Here is a 15,218-nt window from a genome sequence, read left to right as displayed (position 1 = left end):
GGCGCCGTCGGGGCCGAGGACGACGGCGCCGACCGGCACATCGCCGGCCGACGCCGCCCGCTCGGCCTCGGCCAGGGCGCGGCGCATCGGTGCCTGCCAGGGGTCGCGTACGGGGTCGGGCTCGGGTACGCGTACGGGATCCGGGGCGGGCTCGGGTGAGGGGTTCGGCGGTCTGGCGGTCACCCGCGGACCCTAACGGACGGGACAGGACGGACGGGAAACACGACGGGACAGGGGGAGGGGCAGTGGGGCAGGCGTACGGGGCCGGGCTAGCGGGCCGACTCCAGGACCTCCGCCGCTCCCACGGCCTCCGCGATCTCGGAGAGTGCGTCGGTCTGCAGGGTGAGCAGCTCCTTCTCGGACATCCCGAGGTCGGTGAGGATCCCGAGCTCACCGATCGGTCCCGCCGGGACGGTGTCCGGGTCGGTGCCGTCCTCGTCCGGGTCGACGGCCGCGGGGGCGGACCGTTCCGGCTCGCCGTCCTCGGTGCCGTCGAGGTCGACGAGCTCCTCCAGGGCGGCGATCTCGTCCTCGGCCCCTGGTTCGCGGCCGAGCATTTCGTCGGTGAGCAGGATCTCCCCGTACGAGGAGCGGGCGGCGGCGGACGCGTCCGAGACGTAGATTCGGGGGTCCTCCTCACCGTCCACCCGGACGACGCCGAACCAGGCGTCCTCCTGCTCGATGTAGACCAGGACCGTGTCCTCGTCCACCGAGGCCTCCCGGGCCAGATCCGTCAGATCGGACAGGGTCTCCACATCGTCGAGCTCTGTATCGCTCGCTTCCCACCCGTCTTCGGTGCGCGCGAGCAGTGCGGCGAAGTACACCGTGACTCTCCCACTGGTCATAGGCGAATCGGTCCGGCGGGAGGGCGAACGGTGATCCGTCCGTCCTGCGCCCCGCCCAACCGGCATCGTGGCAGAAACAAGCGCCGTGCGAGACCTCTTCGACCGTTGCGTCGGCCATCAGTTCCAGGAGTGCCTGGTCGGCCGTCGCCCTGACGAGCCGATCGGCGGGGGAGTGCGCCGGTGGTACGAGGAGGATTCACCAGCGGAACGTGCGCATCCGCATCTGCTGTCGCATACGGGCCGCACGGGCCCGGCGCGGCTGTACCCGGTCGCGCAGCTGCTTGGCCTCGTGGAGCTCACGGAGGAACTGGACGCGTCGTCGGCGGCGGGCGGCGTCACTCTCCTGCGCGTCCTCGACGTCATCCGCCGCGCCCTCGGCGTCGCGCCCGTCGCGCGGCCCGCGCGAGTCCGGGTCGCGCCGGTCGCGCGAGGCCGGGTCGCGCCGCAGTTCCCCGTCAGCCATCGACACACCACCCCAGTGCTGGGTCCGTATGCCCCCACCTTCCCTCCGAACAGGTGGTTGATGCCAGCGCAGAGTGCCGGGCGGCGCGGTTACTGTTGACACATGCGGATCCACGTCGTCGACCACCCGCTGGTGGCGCACAAACTCACCACGCTGCGCGACAAGCGCACCGATTCCCCGACCTTCCGGCGGCTCGCCGACGAGCTGGTCACCCTTCTCGCGTACGAGGCCACCAGGGATGTGCGTACCGAGCAGGTCGACATCGAAACCCCGGTGACGCCCACGACCGGGGTGAAGCTCTCGCACCCCCGGCCCCTGGTCGTCCCGATCCTGCGCGCCGGTCTGGGCATGCTGGACGGCATGGTGCGGCTGCTGCCGACCGCCGAAGTGGGCTTCCTCGGCATGATCCGCAACGAGGAGACGCTCCAGGCGGAGACCTACGCGACCCGGATGCCCGAGGACCTCTCCGGCCGCCAGGTCTACGTCCTGGACCCGATGCTGGCCACCGGCGGCACCCTGGTCGCGGCCATCCGCGAGCTGATCAAGCGCGGGGCCGACGACGTCACCGCCGTCGTCCTCCTCGCGGCGCCCGAGGGCGTCGAGGTGATGGAGCGCGAGCTGGCCGGGACCCCGGTCACCGTCGTCACCGCCTCCGTCGACGAGCGGCTCAACGAGAACGGCTACATCGTGCCGGGCCTCGGGGACGCGGGCGACCGGATGTACGGCACGGCCGAATAGGGCCGGATTGGGCTGGATCGGGCCGCGCAAGGTTGGACAGCGCAGGGCAGGGCTGGGCTGGATAGGGCTGGGCCGGTCCACGATGTCGCGCCCCGTTCCGGTGTCGTACGTTTCCGTACGGTGCCGGGGCGGGGCGCCTTCGTGTGTGGCAGCAGGAGCGTGTGCGGGGTTCAGCAGGAGGCGGACGGGGCCGGGGCCGGCTTCGTCAGGGCCGCCATCGCGGCGGTGGCCTCCTGCGGGGTGCTGAACGCCTTGAACTTCGCCCCGAGGATCAGGTCGACCTCGCCCGTCTTGCGGGTGTCGGTCTTCTGCACGGTGCCCGCCAGCTGGGTGCCGAGCACCGTGAAGCTGCCGTTCGTCGCGGTCGGCGCGCCGAGCAGAACGCCCGTGCCCGGCACCTTCTTGTCGTACGCCTTCGTCGCGTTGCCCACCTCGCCGATGGCGAAACCGCGCTTCTTGAGCTCCTCGGCGGCGGACTTGGCCAGCCCGCTGCGCGTCGTCGCGTTGTAGACGTTGACCTTGATGGCGGCGGGCTTCGGCAGCGCCTTGGCCGTGACCGCCGACGGCTTCGGGGTGGGGCAGTCCCGCTTGTGGTCGGCCGCGCCGACGCTCTTGTCGCCGCCGGTGAAGACGTCGATGAGCTGCAGCGTGCCCCAGCCGGCCAGGCTGAGGGCGACGACGGCTCCGATGCCCGCGAGGACCAGCCTGCGGCGGTGCCGGGGGCGGCGCATACGGGGGTAGGCGTCGCCCGTGATGCGGTACTTTCCGCCCATGCCGGGGGGAGTGAGCATGCTCATGGACGCAGCGTAATGCGACCCGGTGATGATGCGTACAAAATGATCAACGTATGGCACCCGGATGAGTGGGAAAACACCCGAAAGGCCCGAAATGGGGCACTTGGTGGGATGTGAACCCGGGTGGGGTGTGCCGGTGCCTCACGGCGGTGCGCGCGGGCGGCCGACCGGGGGCGGTCGGCCGGGGGCGGCGTCAGCCCAGGTCGAGGACGCGGGCGTGCAGCACCTGGCGCTGCTGGAGCGCGGCCCGGACCGCCCGGTGCAGGCCGTCCTCCAGGTAGAGGTCGCCCTGCCACTTCACGACGTGGGCGAACAGGTCGCCGTAGAACGTGGAGTCCTCGGCGAGGAGGGTCTCCAGGTCCAGCTGGCCCTTGGTGGTCACGAGCTGGTCCAGGCGAACCGGACGCGGCGCGACATCCGCCCACTGGCGGGTGCTTTCCCGGCCGTGGTCGGGGTATGGCTTCCCATTTCCGATGCGCTTGAAGATCACACGGAAAGCCTACCGGGCAAGGGCCACCGGGCGCAGCCGGGGAAGCGCACCGCGATGCCGGTGCAAAGGGCGTATAGCGCCGAATAGGGCTGGATACCGGGACAGGAGTCGCCGGAGTGGGCCTGGTCCGGCATCCGTACGGATGCCGGACCAGGCCCACTGTTGGGTTCACCGTGCTTGCGGTCCGCCGCTCGCGGGGCCCGTTCCGGGCTGCCGCTCCTACTCCGCGACCCGGCCGTGACCCTCGCGCAGGCCGCCGCCGCTGCCACCGCTGCCGGGCGTGCCCGTGCCGGTGTCGGGGGTGACCGGGCGCGTCAGGGAGCGCAGGTCGTGGGCGTACGTCCCGACGGCGTTGGCGATCACGTCGATGTTGGTGTCGAAGTGGCCCATGTCGACGTTGTCGAGGTCGTCGCAGGCCGCGTGGTAGCAGGGGTCGTACGCGATCCCCGCCTCGCCGCCGAACACCTCGGCCTGGGCCGCCGTCTTGATGCCCTCCGCCCCGGTGTCCGTACCGCCGGACGGGATGCCGACGTCGATGAACGGCCCGTAGTCCGAGCGGCCGGTGAAGTCGGTACCCTCGTGCGGCTTGCCCTTGCCGTCGAGGAACTCGTTGATGTCGCGCTCCAGTTGGGCCGAGCCCTCCGGGCCGGCGCCCTCGCCGACCTCGTCGGAGTTGTCGCCGTCGAAGACGAACTGCACACCGTTCGGCGAGGCGATCATGTCGAAGTTCAGATAGAGCGCGATCTGCTCGCGCTGCTTCTCGGAGAGCGCCGCGACGTACTTCTCCGAGCCGATCAGGCCGTTCTCCTCGGCCGACCACCAGGCGAACCGCACCTTGTTGGCGGGGGTGCTCTTCGACTTCGCAAGGTCCAGGGCGACTTCGAGCAGGCCGGCCGAGCCGGAGCCGTTGTCGTTGATGCCGGGGCCCTCGGTCACCGAGTCGAGGTGGGCGCCGAGCATCACGGTCCGCGCCGTGCTGCCGCCGGGCGTCTCGGCGATGACGTTGCGGGTGGGCCGGTCCTCCTGGAGCTCGCGGATCTCGAAGGAGACCGTGACCTCGCCGCCCGCGAGGTCGGCGGCGAGCTTCTCGCCCTCCTCCTGGGTGAGGCCACCGGTCGGGATCCTGCCCGCCGCGACCTCGCCGAGCGTGCCGGACAGGGCGCCCTCGACGTTGTTGTAGATGATCGCCCCGGCCGCACCCGCTTCGGCGGCGGCCGCCTGCTTCTCGGCGAAGGAGCAGCCGCCGCGCTTGATCAGCGCGACCTTGCCGGTGAAGGTGGTGGACGCGTAGTCGGCGGCCTCGCAGCCCGTCGTCCCGTCGACGGGCACCGCGACGAGCGCCGCCGTCAGGCCGCCCACCTCGGTCGACGGCGTGTACGTCATGGCCTTGATCGTGACGTCGCGGGGCGTCGGCGTCACCACGGCGAGCTTCTCGGCCAGCGTCTCCGTGTAGGTGAAGCGGAAGTTCTCGTACGAGACCTTGTACCCGGCCCGCTGGAGCTGACGGTAGACGTACGCCGCCGAGGCGTCGTGGCCCAGCGATCCGGCGGCGCGGTGGCCGTCGGTCGAGTCGGCTATCGCCTGGAACCGCTGGAGGTGGCGGTAGGCGTCGCCCGCGGACGCGTTCCTCACCAACTCCCGTGACAGCTTGGCCGCTTCCTTGCCGGGGTCGTGCGGCGCGGGGCGTCCGGGGTGCGGGGACGCGGCCAGGAGGAGCGGTGTGGCCAGGGCGGTGGCGGCCACGACAGCCATGGCTCTGCGACGTGTTGCGTGCACAGGAGTCCTTCCGGTCTGAACGGCTGGTGCTCTGAGCCGCTCAGTACCTGAACCGTCCGCGCTCTGAGTGACTCAGGTACTGAACGGCTGAACTACTGAACGGCTGAACGAATGTGCTGCGAAAGCTAGCGAGTGGGGTGGCACCTGTGAACAGATGTGGCCGGATTTGATCGGAGGGAGGGAGGTGTCGGCCTGATTCGGCGCTTGACCGCGTCACTTCTCGGACGATGACCCGCCACCCGGCTTCTTCGCCGCCCTGGCCGCCGGCTTGCCCGCTTGGGCCGCTGCCTTGGCCTCCTGCTTGGCCTTCTGCTTGTACGCGCGTACTTCGACGAGCGAATCCGGGCCCGTGATGTCGGCGACCGACCGGTGCGATCCGGCCTCCCCGTACGGGCCCGCCGCCTCCCGCCACCCCTTCGGCCGTACGCCGAACTGCTTGCCGAGCAGCGCCAGGAAGATCCGGGCCTTCTGGGCGCCGAAGCCGGGCAGCGCGTTCAGGCGTTCCAGCAGCTCGGCACCGGTCGTCGCGTCCCGCCACACCGCGCTCGCGTCGCCGTCGTACTCCGCCACCAGGAACCGGCACAGTTGCTGCACCCGCTGGGCCATGGAGCCGGGGTAGCGGTGCAGGGCGGGTTTGGTGGTGAACAGCTCGGTGAAGGCGTCCGGGTCGTAGGCGGCGATCCGCCCCGCGTCCAGGTCGTCGGAGCCCATCCGTTCCGCGAGGGTGTACGGGCCCGTGAACGCCCACTCCATCGGGACCTGCTGGTCCAGCAGCATGCCGACCAGGGCGGCCAGCGGGCTGCGGCCGAGAAGCGCGTCGGCCTCCGGATTCTGGGCGATCCGCAGGGTGATGTCCTTGCCGCTGTCGCTCGTGGTCATGCTGCCGATCATCGCGAGCACGGCGGGCGACGGCGACCGGTACTGCGCCGATGGCCTCTCCCCTGTCGGCCGAAGGGAGTAGGGAGGCCGCGGGGGCGGCCGTGGAGTGCGGGCCCGTCCGTGCCACCGCGCTGCCCGATGAGGCAGTTCCGGATGCCCCGGCCGGGCCGGGGCGCGGGCTGGACGGCCCGGGGGCCGCGCCGTGATCGTGGAATGCCGAGGACGGTGCGGTCAGGGGAGATGAGCATGGACGCGCACGACATCGAGCAGGAACACCACGAGCACCACGGACACGGTGGACACCACGGGCGGGAACAGGCCCACGAGCGCGATGAGCAGCGCGGCGAAACCGCTGCGGAGGCGCCCGGCGAGCAGGCCCACCACGTCTTCCGGGCCGCGGCGGCGGGCCGGGCCGATGTGGTCGGGGCGGCCGGCATGGGGCTGCTCCAGCGGACGGCCGGCAACGGGGCGATCGGGGCGATGGTCCAGCGGGCCCGGTCCGGGACGGCCGCGGAACCCGCTGCCGAGCAGGCCGAGCAGGCCGAGCGGACGGGGCAGGCCGAGGAGCAGCGGTCGCCGGTGCACGACGTGGTCTCCTCCGGCGGTGCGCCCCTGGACACCGACACCCGTACGGACATGGAGAGCCGGATGGGCGCGGACTTCTCCGACGTGCGCGTCCACCACGACTCCGCCGCACACGAGTCGGCGAAGGGAGTCGGGGCGCACGCGTACACGGTGGGCAACAACGTGGTGTTCCAGCGCGACGCCTACGATCCCGGATCGCCGCAGGGCCGCACCACGCTGGCCCATGAGCTGACCCATGTGATCCAGCAGCGCAGCGGCCCGGTGGAGGGAACCGAGGCGCCGGGCGGCATCCGGGTCAGCGACCCCTCGGACCGGTTCGAGCGCGAAGCCGTCGCGAACGCGGACCGGGTGCTGTCCGATCCCGCGCCGGCGGAGGCACCGGCCGCCCCTGTGTCCGCCCCTGCCCCCGCGCCCGCCGTACAGCGGGCGGCCACGGAGGACGAGGACGAGCAACCCGCCGACGTACAGGGGTCGTTCGTGCAGCGCGCGGCGGAGAAGAAGCCGGGGGAGGAGGAAGAGGAGGAGAAGCCCCCGGCCTGAAGGAGCCCGCCCGGTCCGGGCGCGGGCTTCAGCCTGCCGGGGTGTCCGGGCGCATCGTCCCGCCCAGGAACATCGAGGACGAGCACCGCGAGGGGGCCGGGGCGCCCACCGGCTTGCCGACCCGCCTGCAGTCGATCGTCATCGTGACCTTGCTGCCTGCGGGCACCAGGATCGGGGTCACGAAGTGGTAGTCGGAGTCGCGGAAGTTCTCCAGCCCGAGGCTCAGGACGCGGGTGTCCTCGCCGGCCGTGACGGTGACCGTGCCCGCGTCGCCCTGCGGGTTCTGCACCACGATGTCGGTGAGCTGGAAGGTGTGGCCGGCCGGTACCTCCAGGGCTGTCCCGGTGTTCGAGCCGCCGCCCACCGCGTCCCGCACCCGGACCTGCGCGCTGGTCGGGGCGCCCGACGCCGTGTCACCGCCGCCGCTGCCGCCCGTGGCGGAAGGGCCCGGGGACGGAGTGGGTGTGGCCGAGCCGCCGCCCGTGCCAGCACCGGCGGAGTCGCCGCCCCCGGAGTCCGCACCGCCCGGTTCGCCCTCGTCCGGGGCCTTGCTCTTGTCGGCCGCGGCGGCCGACCGTACCGCCTCGGGCGTGACCGCCTCCCGGGCCGCGGACTTCACCGCCGGGCGCAGCAGCGCGTACCAGAGCCCCACCAGGACGAGGATCAGCAGAGCGGCGGTGAGCAGGGCTCGCGGCAGCCAGCGCGGCAGGATCGGTTCCTGCTGGTAGGAGCCGTCCACCAGCACCGGGGCCGGTGCCTCCTCGCCCTCGGGAGGCTGCGGGGCGGCGAACACCTGGAAGGCGTGCGTCACCGGCGTACCGCGCCACATCCGCTTCGCCGGGCGGACCCGCAGCTTCGCGAACTCCGCGTGCCCCGGCTCGATCCGCAGCTCGGAGGTGGCGAACACCACCCGCGCCTGCTCCGTACCGGGCTGGGCCCCGAGCCGTACGGTCACCGGGGTGTTGCCCCGGTTGTCCACGGCGAACTGGTGCCGTCCGCTCCGCGAGCCGTTCGAGCCGCGCGGGACCAGTTCGGCGGTCGTCTCGGTGAACGGCAGGACGGTCACCCGGCCCTCGGGCACCACGGTGTCGCTCCGGTCGCCGGTCGGCATCACCCGGATCCCGAACGTGCTCTCACCCGCGAGGACCGTCGCGTCGCGCGGCGGGCGCATGACCAGGGAGACGGTTCCGGAGTCGCCGGGGTACAGGGAGAGGACCGCGGGCTCCATCGCCGACCAGGCGGCGCAGGTGCCGACCACCTCGAAGTGGTATTCCTCGACGGTCCGGCCGGAGTTGAGAATCTGGAGCGGGAGGGTCGTCTCCTCGCCCGGTGCGACGGTGACGGACGACGCGTCGAGGCTTGCGGTAAGACTCATACGCGGACCGTAGGACCGGGCCGTAGGGCGGGCACCGGTCACGGAGGAACACTTTCGGGCAGATGTGATGCCCGAGACAACCTTTCCGTTTCCTGACGGGCAGGAACGGGAATCTTTAGACCGCCTCACAACGGATGGGGTGGACGAGTACAGCTGTGGAGCTTGTGCCTGCAGTGTGATGCTTCCGGCTGGTGCCCAGGGGGAGCATTCGCATGGAGCGCATCACTGTCGTTTTACGCGCGCAGGACCCGATCTCCCAGGCGGGAGTGGCCAGTCAGCTACGGGCCCGCCCCGAGGTCACCGTCGTCGACCGGGACGACGGCGAGCCGGCGCCCCAGGTCGTGGTCATGGTGGTGGACACGGTGGACGACGAGGTTCTGCGCGTCCTGCGCAACATCCAGCGCACCAGCACCTGCCGCACGGTGCTGGTGACCACGGACATCGACGAACAGAAGCTGGTGAGCGCGGCGGAGTGCGGCGTCGCGGGGGTCGTCAGGCGGTCCGAGTCGACGCCGGACCATCTGGTGCAGGTCATCGGCACGGTGGCGCGGGGCGAGGGGCATCTCCCCTCCGACCTGCTCGGACGCCTCCTCGAAGAGGTCGGCAGGCTCCAGGGTCAGGTGCTCGGTCCGCGCGGCCTGCACTTCACCGGCCTGGCCGCGCGGGAGGTGGATGTGCTGCGGCTGGTCGCCGAGGGGTACGACACCGCGGACATCGCGACGAAGCTGGCGTACTCCGAGCGCACGATCAAGAACGTGCTGCACTCGGTGATGACCCGTCTGCAACTGCGTAATCGCTCCCACGCGGTGGCGTACGCGATGCGTCAAGGCCTTATCTGACGCCGGCCTCATCTGACGGTCGGCCTTGTCCGACGGCTGGTTCGTTTGAGGGCCGCTTCACGAAGGCCGTTGCACCATCGGGCAGTTCGGCCTTCCCGCGGAAGTGACTCGTCTCTCTCCGCGCGCGGCCGGCCGGTGCGCGACGGTGGCCTCCGGGTATCCGGGCGGGGCGCGGGGAGGGGAACGCTGTGCGGTGGTGGCTTCAGCCAGGAACGGGACCGCGAAGGCGAGCGGCCGGGCTCGTTCTCCTGCTGCTGGCCGCCGGTCTCGCCCCCGCCTCGGGCGTGAGTGGCGTGGCGTCCGCCGTGCCCGTGCCGCCGGAGCCATGGGTCACTCCGGCGACGCTGGAGGAGAGGCTCGACCCGGGCGGTTCGACGGGCACGGACAAGCGGGTGCGGACCCCCGCGATCCCGCCCCGGCCGGATGTGGTCCTGCTGGTGGACGGTACGGCGAGCATGGCCGACGCGATCGCCAGTGTCCGGAGGAACCTGCCGGACATCACCGGCAAGATCCTTGCTGAGCAGCCGGACTCGCGTTTCGCGGTGGCCACGTTCGGCGATCAGGAGGGCGACGTCGACGCGGGGTTCAAGGTGCTCACCGGACTGACGGACGACCTGACGAAGGTGGACGAGGGGGTCAGGATGCTGAAGACCGACCTCGGTGGTGCGAGCCGAGGCCCCTCGGAGGACTGGATCAACGGGCTGTGGCAGATCGCCGACGGCGCGGGCGGCACAACGGTGTTCCGCGACGGCGCGAGCCCGGTCGTCGTGCTGGTGAGCGATGCCTCCAGCCACTCGCCCAGCAACGGCCACCCCATCGACGAGACGATCTTCGCGCTCCAGGACAAGGGCGTACGGGTGATCGGCGTCGATGTCGAGAGCACGATCGGCGACGGCCTCAACGGCAACGGTGACGCCGGGAACCCGAACTACGTCGAGGACCCGCCCACCACGCCGGGCCAGGCCACCCGCATCATCGAGGCCACCGGCGGCAGGCTGCTCGAAAGCATCGACGGGGACCGGGTCGCCGATGCCATCATCGACGGCTTCGACAACCTCCCCACCTCCGTCGGCTACCGCCTCGACGCCTGCGACCCGCACCTGACCGTCGCCCTCGACCCGCCCACCCGGCAACTCACCAGTGGCGAGACCGCGCACTTCGTGGAGACCGTCGATGTGTCGGAGGACGCTCCGCAGGGCACGACGCTGACCTGTACCGTGCAGTTCCTGCTCGGCACCCAGGTCCCGGGGACGGACACGGTCGGGCCGGCCGCGGTGCCCGATCCGGAGTTCCAGCAGCAGATCAGCATCGCCGTGAACGACGTCGACGTGCCCGTCGTCACCGTGGACGACCGTACGGCCAGAGCGCCGGGCGACGACGGTGCCCGCATCGACTACACGGCCACGGCGACGGACCCGCAGGACGGGGCGCTGCCGGTGACCTGCGCCCCACCGTCCGGATCGCTCTTCCCGGTCGGAACGACGACGGTCACCTGCTCGGCCACGGACTCGGCGGGCAACACGGGGGCGGACACAGCACGGTTCGAGGTCCTGGAACCCGTCGTCCCACCGGAGCCGCCTGCTCCGCCGCCGCCTCCCCCGCCTCCGGCATCCGACCTCGCGGTACGGGCCGATGTCAGCCCGGACCGTACGTACGTGGGGCGGCCCGCCACCGCCCGGTTCACGATCACCAACGCGGGCCCGGACACGGCGACCGGCGTCGTCCTCGGGACGGCCTGGCCGAGGACGGACGAGTCGAAGGACCGGAGCCTGCCCGGCCTGAACCGGTGCACGGCGGCGAGGCCCTGCACGATCCCCGCCGGGGGCCGGGTCGAGGTGACGCAGAGGGCGACGTACCGGGCGGCGGTCACCGGTGACGTACGGGCCACCGTGCGCGGCACCCTGCCCGACGGGCGGACGGCGAACAACCGGGACGTGGACCGGCTGAGGGTCCTCAGGCCCGCGCTGACGGTCACCCCGCAGGTGGCGAAGCCGGGGCAGCCGGTCCTGGCCCGGGGCAAGGACTATCCGCCGGGCGAGACCGTACGTTTCACGTGGAACATCGGCATCACCGCGGACCGGTCCGGCGTACGGGTCGGCCGGGACGGCACCTTCGAGGTGCAGGTGCTGGTCCTGCGCAAGGACACGCTGGGCCCGCGCGTCCTGAGGGCGGAGGCCCGCGATCTGCCGCGCCTGCGGAAACCGGTGCTGGTCGTGCAACACAACCTCCAGCCTCCGGACTTCGCGGGCCGGTCATGAGCGGGCTCTTCGCATCGGAGGCGGTCACCGGATGATCCATGAGGTGGATGACGTCCTGCGGGCCCTGATCCGGGCCGAGGTGCTGGAGGGCCGCCAGATCGCGGTGGTCTTCGACGCCCCGACCCGGGAGTGGGCGGCCAAGGTCAACGCCCCGATGGTCAACCTCTACCTCTACGACATCCGGGAGGACATGCGGCGGCGGGAGCGCGGCCTGCACAACGAGTACGACGAGCGCGGGGCGATCGTCGCGCGGCGCCGCCCGCCCCGCTTCTTCAAGCTGTCGTACCTGATCACGGCGTGGACGAAGCGCCCCGAGGACGAACACCGGCTGCTCTCCTCGCTGCTGGCCTGTCTGCTGCGGTACGAGGCGCTGCCGCCGGAGCGGCTTGCGGGCTCGCTGGCCGAGGTCGGGGCCGCCGTCCCGATGTCGATCGCGCTGCCGCCGCCGGAGGACCGGTCGTTCGCCGATGTGTGGAGCGCGCTCGGGGGCGAGTTGAAGCCCTCGCTGGATCTGGTGATCAGCGTTCCGGTGACGGCCTCCCCGGTCTACGAGGCGGGCCCGCCGGTGGGCGACGAGGGGCTGCGGGCGCAGTTCGGGGACGTACCCGCGCCGGTTCCCGGGGAGGGGACGGGCGCGACGGAGACCCAGCCGGGGCGGCCGGGGCTGCCGGTGTACGGGTCGCGCCCGGGCCGGCCGGTCCGGGAGCCGGCGGCGCGGGCTCCGGGCGGCGAACGGGGGCGGGCGGTGTCGTTGCGGATCACGGAGCGGCGGGGGTCGCCTCCTGAGGGGCGGGCGACGCCACCTGAGGAAGGGGACGTATGACGGCGCGGGACGCCGTCGACCCGGACCTCCGCCATCTGCTCGCCCGGGCGGCGGCTGTGGAGCGGCGCATCCGGCACGCGGTGGAGCTGCGGCGGAGCACCGATCCGGACCCGGACGACGACTTCCGGGGCCTGTACCTCACGGACGACACCATCGTGCGGCTGCTGGATGACGAGGAGGCCAGGGCGTTCCCGACGCTGGAGGGGGCGCCGGGTGGGGGTGAGCCGAGTGCTCCTCCGGCCGAGGGCGGCGCGGATTCCCGACTGGCGTGCTTCGCCCGGGAGTTCGGCCTGACTCCGCTCGACACGGAGATCCTGCTCATCGCGCTCGTACCGGATCTGGACGACCGCTTCGAGGCGTTCTACGGCTATCTGAACGACGACGTGTCCCGTCGCCGCCCGTCCACCGGGCTGGCCCTGGGCCTGTGCGGCGTGGCCCTCTCCGACCCGGCGGCCCGTGCCCGGCTGGCCGCGGGGGCGCCGCTCCGGGCCGGCGGGCTGCTCCTGGCGGAGGACCTGAACCGCCCGTTCCTGAGCCGTGCGCTGCGGGTGCCGGACCGGGTGGCCGCGCACCTGCTGGGCGACGACACCCCGGACCCGCGGCTGGCGGACCTGCTGGCCCCGTGGCAGGCCGTGCCCGGGGTGGGCGACCCGGCCCCGCTCGCCGGGGTCCTCGCCGACGGCGTCCGGCTGGCCTACCTGAGCGAGGACCAGGGCGGCGCGGGCACGGCGCTGGCCGCGTCGGCGCTGACGCGGGCGGGCCGGGGGGTCCTGGGCCTGGACCTGGCCCGGCTGGCGGAGGACCCGTCGCCCGCCGAGGCGGTGAGCGCCCTGGTCCGGGAGGCGCGCCTGACGGGGGCGGGCCTGGTCTGCGCGCCGCTGGACGCGGTGTCCAGGGAGCGCCCGGGGCTGCTCAGGCTTCTCACGGCCACCCCGGTCCCGACGGTCCTGGTGGGCCGGGCGCCCTGGGACGCGTCCTGGTCGGTCGCCCCGCCCCTGCTGCTAGACGCGCCCCGGGTGGAGCCGTCGGCGCGCGGGGCGCTGTGGCGGGACGCGTACCGGCTCCGGGAGGACGCGCCGCTTCCGGCCTCCATCGCCCCGGACCACCTGCTGGCCCCGTTCCTCCTCACCCCGGAACAGATCACCGGAGCCGCCCGCTCCGCCGCCCAGGCGGCCCGGCTGGCGGGCGGCGAGCTCACCGCGGACCACGTACGGCGGGGGGCCCGCGCCCAGAACGCGGCGGGCCTGGACCGCCTGGCCCGCCGCATCGAACCCACGGTGACCTGGGACGACCTGGTCCTTCCGCCCGACACCCACACCCAGCTCCGCGAACTCACGGCCCGCGCCCGGCACCGCGACCGGGTGCTCGGGGAGTGGGGCATGCGGCCGGGCGGCGGCCGGGGCCGGGGGGTCTCGGCGCTGTTCGCGGGCGACTCCGGCACGGGCAAGACGATGTCGGCGGAGGTGATCGCCGCGGACCTGGGGCTGGACCTGTACACGGTCGACCTGGCAACGGTGATCGACAAATACGTGGGCGAGACGGAGAAGAACCTGGAGCGGATCTTCACGGAGGCGGCGGGAGTGAACGGCGTGCTCCTCTTCGACGAGGCGGACGCGATCTTCGGCAAGCGCTCGGACGTGAAGGACGCGCACGACCGTTACGCCAACGTGGAGAGCGCCTACCTCCTCCAACGCATGGAGTCCTTCGACGGCCTGGCCATCCTCGCCACCAACCTCCGCGCCAACCTGGACGACGCCTTCACCCGCCGCCTGGACCTGGTCATCGACTTCCCGGTCCCGGACCCCGAACAACGCCTCCTCCTCTGGGACCGCTGCCTGGGCCCGACCCTCCCGCGCGGCACGGACCTGGACCTGCCCTTCTGCGCCGAGAACTTCGAGCTGGCGGGCGGCAACATCCGCTCGATCGCGGTGACTTCGGCGTACCTCGCGGCGGAGGCGGGGGGCGCGGTGACGATGGAGACGGTGATCCACGCAGTCCAGCGGGAGTACCAGAAGCTGGGGCGGCTGACGCTGGCTTCGGAGTTCGGGCCGTATTTGGGGCTGGTGACCTGAGGGCGGGAAAGGGGGCCCTGAGGGCTGGGGTCAGACCTTGACGATGCGCACGCGATCGCCGCAGAGCATGGTCAGGTCCTCGGGATCGGAGGTCAGGACCACGGCCGGCTTGGGAGCGTGGAGCGCGGTGGCGGCGACCACGGAGTCGCTGGCGTACTTGTGCCCGTGAAGGCCCGCGTCGACGAGCAGCGCCATCGCCGTACGCCCGATCTCCTCGGTGACCGGTTCCACGTTCAGCCGGGACACGGCCCAGTTGAAGCGGGCCGAGTTCACTCGCGCGTGGTGTGCCTCGACGAGGGTGAGGATGCTGGTCACGACCCGCATGTCCTCCTGCTCGGCCCCGCGCACCAGGGCCATGACCCGACGGTCGTCGGCGACCACCTTCGACAGCCCTTCGCTGTCCAGGATGAGAGTGCCCGGCCGGTTCATCAAGCCGCGCTCCCCACGCCGCCGTCGGCGTCCCCGCGCAGCAGGGCACGGGCGGCGTCGATCTCCGCCTGGCTGAAGGCTCCGTGCTCCGCCTCGTGGGCGGCGGTCAGCTCGGCGAGGTTGTCGCGCTCGATCTGCCGCTGCACGGCGGCGTCCACGTAGGCCGAGAACCCTCGCTCCCCGACGCGGGCGCGGACGGCGGCGATGTTGCCGGAGTGCAGGCTGACGGAGACGTTGGTGGTGGGGCCATCGCCAGGCCTGTAGGTGACGTCGTCGCTCATGCACCCATTCTCATACGGTCTCTAATAGAAG

Annotated in this window: 13 protein-coding genes and 2 pseudogenes; 5 read left to right on the top strand and 10 right to left on the bottom strand. The window is 72.2% G+C overall.

Going from position 1 to position 15,218, the window contains the following annotated elements:
* The 3 genes and pseudogenes from CR470_RS15235 to CR470_RS15225 form a co-directional block, all read right to left on the bottom strand.
* Positions 1-183 (bottom strand): annotated as a pseudogene (locus CR470_RS15235) (tRNA-specific adenosine deaminase); the annotation flags it as partial.
* A gap of 86 nt (positions 184-269) precedes the next feature.
* Positions 270-824 carry a tRNA adenosine deaminase-associated protein gene (locus tag CR470_RS15230; protein ID WP_097868132.1) on the bottom strand — a complete coding sequence of 185 codons (555 nt, stop codon included), beginning with the start codon at positions 822-824 and terminating at the stop codon, positions 270-272.
* Between the two features lie 217 nt (positions 825-1,041).
* On the bottom strand, positions 1,042-1,308 hold the full coding sequence (locus tag CR470_RS15225; RefSeq protein ID WP_097868134.1) for a hypothetical protein: 267 nt from the start codon (positions 1,306-1,308) through the stop codon (positions 1,042-1,044).
* Positions 1,309-1,410: 102 nt separating this feature from the next.
* Here CR470_RS15225 and upp point away from each other — a divergent pair, with 102 nt between their 5' ends.
* Positions 1,411-2,046 carry a uracil phosphoribosyltransferase gene (gene upp, locus CR470_RS15220; protein WP_030075862.1) on the top strand — a complete coding sequence of 212 codons (636 nt, stop codon included), beginning with the start codon at positions 1,411-1,413 and terminating at the stop codon, positions 2,044-2,046.
* A gap of 170 nt (positions 2,047-2,216) precedes the next feature.
* Here the strand turns inward: upp and CR470_RS15215 are convergent, their stop codons facing one another.
* From CR470_RS15215 to CR470_RS15200, 4 genes are all read right to left on the bottom strand, one after another.
* On the bottom strand, positions 2,217-2,819 hold the full coding sequence (locus CR470_RS15215; protein ID WP_097868131.1) for a LytR C-terminal domain-containing protein: 603 nt from the start codon (positions 2,817-2,819) through the stop codon (positions 2,217-2,219).
* Positions 2,820-3,033: 214 nt separating this feature from the next.
* Complete coding sequence (locus tag CR470_RS15210) at positions 3,034-3,330, bottom strand: type II toxin-antitoxin system VapB family antitoxin (RefSeq protein WP_003967677.1); 297 nt, start codon at positions 3,328-3,330, stop codon at positions 3,034-3,036.
* Positions 3,331-3,549: 219 nt separating this feature from the next.
* A complete protein-coding gene (locus tag CR470_RS15205) occupies positions 3,550-5,082 on the bottom strand; it encodes a M28 family metallopeptidase (protein WP_097868130.1) in 1,533 nt (510 codons plus the stop codon).
* A 237-nt stretch (positions 5,083-5,319) separates the two neighbouring features.
* Positions 5,320-5,985 (bottom strand): HhH-GPD-type base excision DNA repair protein, encoded by a 666-nt coding sequence (locus tag CR470_RS15200; RefSeq protein ID WP_097868133.1) that lies wholly within the window; start codon positions 5,983-5,985, stop codon positions 5,320-5,322.
* A 246-nt stretch (positions 5,986-6,231) separates the two neighbouring features.
* Here CR470_RS15200 and CR470_RS15195 point away from each other — a divergent pair, with 246 nt between their 5' ends.
* Positions 6,232-7,110 (top strand): eCIS core domain-containing protein, encoded by an 879-nt coding sequence (locus CR470_RS15195; protein ID WP_097868129.1) that lies wholly within the window; start codon positions 6,232-6,234, stop codon positions 7,108-7,110.
* 28 nt (positions 7,111-7,138) lie between these two features.
* On the opposite strand, the gene CR470_RS15190 is transcribed toward CR470_RS15195, so the two are convergent.
* The gene (locus CR470_RS15190) at positions 7,139-8,485 is read right to left on the bottom strand and encodes a COG1470 family protein (RefSeq protein WP_097868128.1); all 1,347 of its coding nucleotides are present in this window, start codon (positions 8,483-8,485) and stop codon (positions 7,139-7,141) included.
* A gap of 212 nt (positions 8,486-8,697) precedes the next feature.
* Here CR470_RS15190 and CR470_RS15185 point away from each other — a divergent pair, with 212 nt between their 5' ends.
* The 3 genes and pseudogenes from CR470_RS15185 to CR470_RS15170 all read left to right on the top strand — a co-directional run.
* Complete coding sequence (locus CR470_RS15185; RefSeq protein WP_097868127.1) at positions 8,698-9,324, top strand: response regulator transcription factor; 627 nt, start codon at positions 8,698-8,700, stop codon at positions 9,322-9,324.
* Between the two features lie 254 nt (positions 9,325-9,578).
* Complete coding sequence (locus CR470_RS15180; protein WP_257138670.1) at positions 9,579-11,582, top strand: HYR domain-containing protein; 2,004 nt, start codon at positions 9,579-9,581, stop codon at positions 11,580-11,582.
* 819 nt (positions 11,583-12,401) lie between these two features.
* Positions 12,402-14,477: pseudogene (locus CR470_RS15170) on the top strand (AAA family ATPase); the annotation flags it as partial.
* Positions 14,478-14,507: 30 nt separating this feature from the next.
* Here the strand turns inward: CR470_RS15170 and CR470_RS15165 are convergent.
* Both CR470_RS15165 and CR470_RS15160 read right to left on the bottom strand, forming a co-directional pair.
* Positions 14,508-14,906 (bottom strand): DNA-binding protein, encoded by a 399-nt coding sequence (locus CR470_RS15165; RefSeq protein ID WP_097868123.1) that lies wholly within the window; start codon positions 14,904-14,906, stop codon positions 14,508-14,510.
* Complete coding sequence (locus tag CR470_RS15160; protein WP_097868122.1) at positions 14,906-15,187, bottom strand: hypothetical protein; 282 nt, start codon at positions 15,185-15,187, stop codon at positions 14,906-14,908. Before CR470_RS15160 ends, CR470_RS15165 begins: the two co-directional genes overlap by 1 nt.
* Between the last annotated feature and the right edge of the window lie 31 nt (positions 15,188-15,218).

It is taken from the genome of Streptomyces sp. rh34, from assembly GCF_002551245.1.
GTDB lineage: Bacteria > Actinomycetota > Actinomycetes > Streptomycetales > Streptomycetaceae > Streptomyces.
The sequence above is the reverse complement of the archived record's forward strand: the minus strand, read 5'-3'. Positions and strand labels throughout refer to the sequence as shown.

Bases quoted from the DNA above. Each gene is read 5' to 3' on its own strand.
- CR470_RS15225 (WP_097868134.1), bottom strand. From the start codon at position 1,308: ATGGCTGACGGGGAACTGCGGCGCGACCCGGCCTCGCGCGACCGGCGC.
- upp (WP_030075862.1), top strand. From the start codon at position 1,411: ATGCGGATCCACGTCGTCGACCACCCGCTGGTGGCGCACAAACTCACC.
- CR470_RS15215 (WP_097868131.1), bottom strand. From the start codon at position 2,819: ATGGGCGGAAAGTACCGCATCACGGGCGACGCCTACCCCCGTATGCGC.
- CR470_RS15205 (WP_097868130.1), bottom strand. From the start codon at position 5,082: ATGGCTGTCGTGGCCGCCACCGCCCTGGCCACACCGCTCCTCCTGGCC.
- CR470_RS15200 (WP_097868133.1), bottom strand. From the start codon at position 5,985: ATGACCACGAGCGACAGCGGCAAGGACATCACCCTGCGGATCGCCCAG.
- CR470_RS15195 (WP_097868129.1), top strand. From the start codon at position 6,232: ATGGACGCGCACGACATCGAGCAGGAACACCACGAGCACCACGGACAC.
- CR470_RS15190 (WP_097868128.1), bottom strand. From the start codon at position 8,485: ATGAGTCTTACCGCAAGCCTCGACGCGTCGTCCGTCACCGTCGCACCG.
- CR470_RS15185 (WP_097868127.1), top strand. From the start codon at position 8,698: ATGGAGCGCATCACTGTCGTTTTACGCGCGCAGGACCCGATCTCCCAG.
- CR470_RS15165 (WP_097868123.1), bottom strand. From the start codon at position 14,906: ATGAACCGGCCGGGCACTCTCATCCTGGACAGCGAAGGGCTGTCGAAG.
- CR470_RS15160 (WP_097868122.1), bottom strand. From the start codon at position 15,187: ATGAGCGACGACGTCACCTACAGGCCTGGCGATGGCCCCACCACCAAC.